The following is a 5,482-nucleotide window of genomic DNA, read 5'->3' on the forward strand; positions in this document are numbered from 1 at the left end:
GGGGTCGACGGTTTCGGGTGTGGTGTGTCCGAGGACGGCTGCGACGTGGGTTTGGACGAGTTCGATGGTGATGCGTTCGCGGTCTTGTTCGGTGGCGGTGGCGAGTTGCCGGGCGAGTGATCCGGTGCCGGGTGTTGTGTGGTCGGTGGGGCGGGCGGGGGTGCGGACGAGTCCGCGCAGGAGTGCGGGCAGCATCCCGGCACGGGCCTGCGCCCGCAATGCTCCCGCATCCAGGCGCACGGGAACGGACAGGTGGGTGTCCGTGCGCCGTACCGCCTGGTCAAAGAGCTCCACACCCTGGTCGGCGCTGAGGGCACCGACACCGGCGCGTTCGAGGCGGGCCAGTTCTGTCTCGTCGAGGGTTCCGCCCATGCCGCCGGCTTCGGCCCACAGGCCCCAGGCGAGGGAGATGGCGGGCTGTCCGGCGGCCCGGCGCCGGGCGGCGAGTGCGTCGAGGGTGGCGTTGGCGGCGGCGTAGTTGCCCTGGCCGGGGCTGCCGATGAGGGCGGCCACGGAGGAGAACAGGACGAAGGAGGACAGGTCGAGGCCGGCGGTGAGCTCGTCGAGGTGGAGGGCTGCCTCGGCCTTCGGGCCCAGTACGCGGGCGAGTTGGGCGGGGGTGAGGGTTTCGATGGTGGCGTCGTCGAGGAGTCCGGCGGCGTGGACGACGGCGGTGAGCGGACGCTCCAGGGAGCCGATGATCTGTGCCAGTGCGTCCCGGTCGCTGACGTCGCAGGCGGCGACGTCGACCTGGGCGCCGAGCGCGGTCAGTTCCGTGACGAGTTCGGTGACGCCTTCGGCGGTGGTGCCGCGGCGGCTGAGGAGCAGGAGGTGCCGGGCTCCGTGGCTGCGTACGTAGTGCTTGGCGAAGAGGGCGCCGAGGCCGGCGGTGCCACCGGTGATCAGGACCGTGCCCTCCGGATCCAGGATCGGCTGTGGAGTGGGTGCGGCTGTGTTGGCGCGGGCGACGCGGGGGGCGAGGGTGTGGTCGCCGCGCAGGGCGAGTTGGGGTTCGTCGAGGCCGGCGAGTGCGGCCCAGTCGGGGGTGGTGGTGTCGGTGTCGTCTTCGAGGTCCACGAGGAGGAACCGGTCGGGGTGTTCGGACTGGGCGCTGCGGACGAGTCCCCAGACGGGGGCCTGTGCGAGTTCGGGGGCTTCGCCCTCGGCTGTGGCGATGCCGTTGCGGGTGGCGACGACAAGGCGGGCTCCGGCGAGTGCGTCGGTCGCCAGCCACTCCTGGAGCAGGGCGAGGGTCCGCTCGGTGACCTCCCGGACCGTGGCGTCGGCGGAGTCCACCACCGAGACCACCAACTCCGGTACCGGCTGCCCGGCAGCCACCGCGGCGCCGAGCGCCGCCAGATCCCCGTACTCCCCGCCCAGCACGGTGACGTCGGTCCGCACCGTGTCACGGGAGCCGCGTACGGCCGTCCAGTCGATTCGGAACAGAGAGTTCTGCCGACCGTCCTGGGCCGCCTCCAGCTGTTCCCGGCTCACTGGGCGGAAGGCGAGCTTCGCCACGCTGACGACGGGCTCGCCCTGCTCACCGGCGACGTCGACACGGAGCGCGTTCTCGCCGGCCGATCCGATCCGGACGCGGACCCGGGCCCGGCCGGTCTCGCCGAGACGTACGCCCGCCCATGAGAACGGCAGTCCGACCGAGGGCCCGTCGCCCTGGAGAAGCCAGTCCAGACCGCTGTGCAGGGAGGCGTCGAACAGAGCGGGGTGTATGCCGAATCCGCCGGCGGTCTCGGCGTGCCCCTCGGGCAGGGCGACCTCGGCGTAGACCGCGTCCCCGGCACGCCAGGCAGCCCGCACGCCCTGGAAGGCCGGACCGTAGTCGAATCCGATGCCGACGAGGCGGTCGTACAGTGCTTCGGCCGTGAAGGGCTCGGCCCCGGCAGGCGGCCACTGCGCCGCCCAGACCGCAGACTGCTCCACCTCGGCGGACAGGATTCCGCGGGCGTGGCAGGTCACTTCGCGATCCTCGTCCTCCGCGCTGTCCTCGGAGCGCGAGTAGAGGGCGACTTCACGTCGGCCGTCCGGGGCGCTCTCGCCCACGACGACCTGGAGCTGAACGGCAGTGTTCCCGTCCAGCAGCAGCGGCGCCTCCATGACCAGTTCGTCGAGTACGGGCGTCCCGGCGTGGTGTCCCGCGGCGAGTGCCAGCTCCACCAGCGCGGTGCCGGGGACGATGACGGTCCCGAGGACGACGTGGTCCTCGACCCAGGGCTGGCTGCCGGCCGAGATGCGGCCGGTGAACAGCCATTCGTCGCGGTCGCCGACCTTGACGGCGGCGGCGAGCAGCGGGTGCCCGAGCCGGTCGAGCCCGGCCCCGGCGGCGTCGCCGGTGACGGGAGCGGGGCTGAGCCAGTAGTGCTCGTGCTGGAAAGCGTAGGTGGGGAGGTCGATGTGGCGGGCGCCGGTGTTGGCGTAGTAGGTGTGCCAGTCGATGGGGATGCCGGCGGTGTGGGTGTGTGCGAGGAAGGCGGCGAAGGTTGTGGTCTCGGGCTGGCGGGCGCGCAGGGCGGGAGTGAGGACGATCCCGTCTTCGTCTTCGAGGATCTGGCGGGTGAGTGCGGTGAGGATGGCGTCGGGGCCGAGTTCGAGGTAGCGGGTGACGCCTTCGCGGTGCAGGGTGCGGATGCCGTCGTGGAAGCGGACGGCGCCGCGGACGTGGCTGACCCAGTAGCCGGGGTCGGTCAGCTGGTCGGTGATCAGGTCGCCGGTGACGTTGGAGACGACGGCGGTGCGCGGCGGGTGGTAGGTCAGGCTCTCGGCGGTCTTCCGGAACTCGGCGAGCATGGGTTCCATGCGCGGGGAGTGGAAGGCGTGGCTGACACGGAGTCGGGTGGTCTTGCGGCCGAGGTTCTCCCAGTGGGGGAGCCAGGTGTCGAGGGCGTCGAGGTCGCCGGAGACGACGATGGAGTGCGGTCCGTTGACGGCGGCGATCTCCAGGCGGCCTTCGTATCCGGCGAGGGCTTCGGTGACTTCGGTTTCGTCGGCCTGGACGGCGGCCATGGCGCCGCCGGCGGGGAGGGCGCCCATGAGGCGGCCGCGGGCGGCGACGAGGGTGCAGGCGTCGGCGAGGGAGAGGACTCCCGCGGCGTGGGCGGCGGCGATCTCGCCGACGGAGTGGCCGATGAGGTGGTCGGCGCGGATACCGAGGGATTCGGCCAGCCGGTACAGGGCGACCTCGATGGCGAAGAGGGAGGTCTGGGTGTACTCGGTGGCGTTGAGGGTGTCGTCCTGGGCGGCGAGGAGTTCGCGCAGCGACCGGCCGAGGAGCGGGTCGAGCTGAGCGCACACCTCGTCGAGTGCGGTGGCGAACACGGGGTGGGCGGCGGCCAGTTCCAGGCCCATGCCCGGGCGCTGCGCGCCCTGTCCGGTGAACAGGAAGGCGGTCTTGCCGCTGACCGGGCGGCCCTGGATGATTCCCGGTCCCGGCTCGCCGGCGGCCAGGCCGGCGAGGCCGGTGAGGAGCTGTTCGCGGTCGGCGGCGACGACGACACCGCGGTGTTCCAGCTGGGCGCGGGTGGTGGCCGCGGAGTATCCGACATCCAGCAGCCCGGACTCGGGCCGGGTGCTCAGGTGCGTGCGCAGCCGCTCCGCCTGCGCACGCAGCGCGGGCACGGACTTCGCCGACACCACCACCGGAACAGCCGGAACCACAGCCGGATCCCGCACTTCAGCGGCCGCGTCAGCAGCGTCAGCCGCCGCAGCCGGAGCCTCCTCCAGGATCACGTGCGCATTCGTGCCACTCACACCGAACGAGGACACGCCCGCGCGACGGAGGCGGCCCTTGGTGGCGGGCCAGGGCTCCGCCTCCGTGAGGAGGCGAGCCTCCCCGGCCTCCCAGTCGATGTGGGAGGAGGGCTCGTCCACGTTGAGGGTGGCGGGCAGGAGGCCGTTCCGCATCGCCATGACCATCTTGATCACGCCCGCGACGCCCGCGGCGGCGGAGGTGTGGCCGATGTTGGACTTGACGGAGCCCAGGCGGAACGGGCCGTTCTCACGGTTCTGGCCGTAGGTGGCCAGCAGGGCCTTGGCCTCGATGGGGTCGCCCAGGCGGGTGCCCGTGCCGTGGCCTTCGACCGCGTCGACGTCGCTGGGGGTGAGTCCGGCGTTGGCGAGTGCCTGGCGGATGACGCGTTCCTGGGCGGGGCCGTTGGGGGCGGTCATTCCGTTGGAGGCGCCGTCCTGGTTGACGGCGCTGCCACGCAGGACGCCGAGGACACGGCGGCCGTTGCGGCGGGCGTCCGAGAGGCGTTCCAGGACCAGCAGGCCCAGGCCGTCCGAGAAGCCCGTTCCGTCAGCGCCCTCCGCGTACGACTTGCAGCGGCCGTCCTCGGCCAGACCACGCTGACGGCTGAACTCCGTGAGCAGGAACGGTCCCGCCATGATCGTGACACCGCCCGCGAGGGCGAGGGAGCATTCGCCCGAGCGCAGGGACTGCGCCGCCAGGTGCAGGGCGACCAGAGAGGAGGAGCAGGCGGTGTCGATGGACACGGCCGGGCCCTCCAGGCCCAGGGTGTAGGCGACGCGGCCCGATACGACGCTGGTGGTGGCGCCGGTCAGGCGGAAGCCCTCCACCTCGGGGAGCCCGCCCGCGGGCACGACCCCGTAGTCCGAGGTGCCCACGCCGACGAACACGCCGGCGTCGGTGCCGCGCAGCGAGGTCGGGTCGATGCCGGCCGCCTCCAGGGCCTCCCAGGCGGCCTCGAGGGTGTGACGCTGCTGCGGGTCGATGGCGAGGGCCTCCCGCGGGCTGATCCCGAAGAAGCCCGCGTCGAACTCGTCCACGCCCGACATGAACCCGCCGCCGCGGGTGTACACCTTGCCGAGCTGCTCCGGATCGGGGTCGTACAGGTTCTCGAGGTCCCAGCCCCGGTCGTCCGGGAGGGGAGAGATCGCGTCCCGGCCCTCGGCCACGAGCTGCCACAGCTCCTCGGGCGAGGTGACCCCGCCCGGGTAGCGGCAGCTGATGCCGATGATCGCGAGCGGTTCCCCGGCGCGGTCCTCGTACTCCTGGAGCCGGGCCCGGGCCTCGCTGAGGTCGGCCGCGACCCGCTTGAGGTACCGGACCAGCTTCTCCTGCTGGAGATCGCTTTCTTGGCTGCTCATCTTCTCTTCCCCCTGGTCGTAATGAAGTTGCCGGTTTCCGTTGCCTGGCCCGTCACAGCGCTCCGAACTCCGCGTCGATGAGGTCGAAGACCTCGTCCGCCGTCGTGGCCGCGCCGAACCGCTGAGCCGCCGGCTGTTCCGACTCGCCGAGGGACGCCAGCAGCGTCCGCAGCCGCGCCGCGACGCGCTGCCTGTCCTCCTCCAGGACCTCGGTGAGTGCCCGTTCGAACTTCCTCAGTTCCCGGTCGATCACCGGCTCCGCCGGGGCGGTGGTGATGGTGTCGCCGATTTCGGTGAGGAGGTGGTGGGCGACGGCGGTGGGGGTGGGGTGGTCGAAGACGAGGGTGGAGGGGAGTCGGAC

The 5,482-nt window shown here is 72.2% G+C and carries 2 protein-coding genes; both read right to left on the bottom strand.

Annotated elements, in window-relative coordinates:
* Positions 1-5,121: type I polyketide synthase (locus tag ABZZ79_RS39370; RefSeq protein WP_356697452.1), on the bottom strand; the 5,121-nt coding region annotated here is incomplete at its 3' end.
* Positions 5,122-5,173: 52 nt separating this feature from the next.
* Positions 5,174-5,482: hypothetical protein (locus ABZZ79_RS39375; protein ID WP_356697454.1), on the bottom strand; the 309-nt coding region annotated here is incomplete at its 5' end.

This window comes from Streptomyces sp. NPDC006458 (assembly GCF_040612135.1).
Taxonomy (GTDB): Bacteria; Actinomycetota; Actinomycetes; order Streptomycetales; family Streptomycetaceae; genus Streptomyces.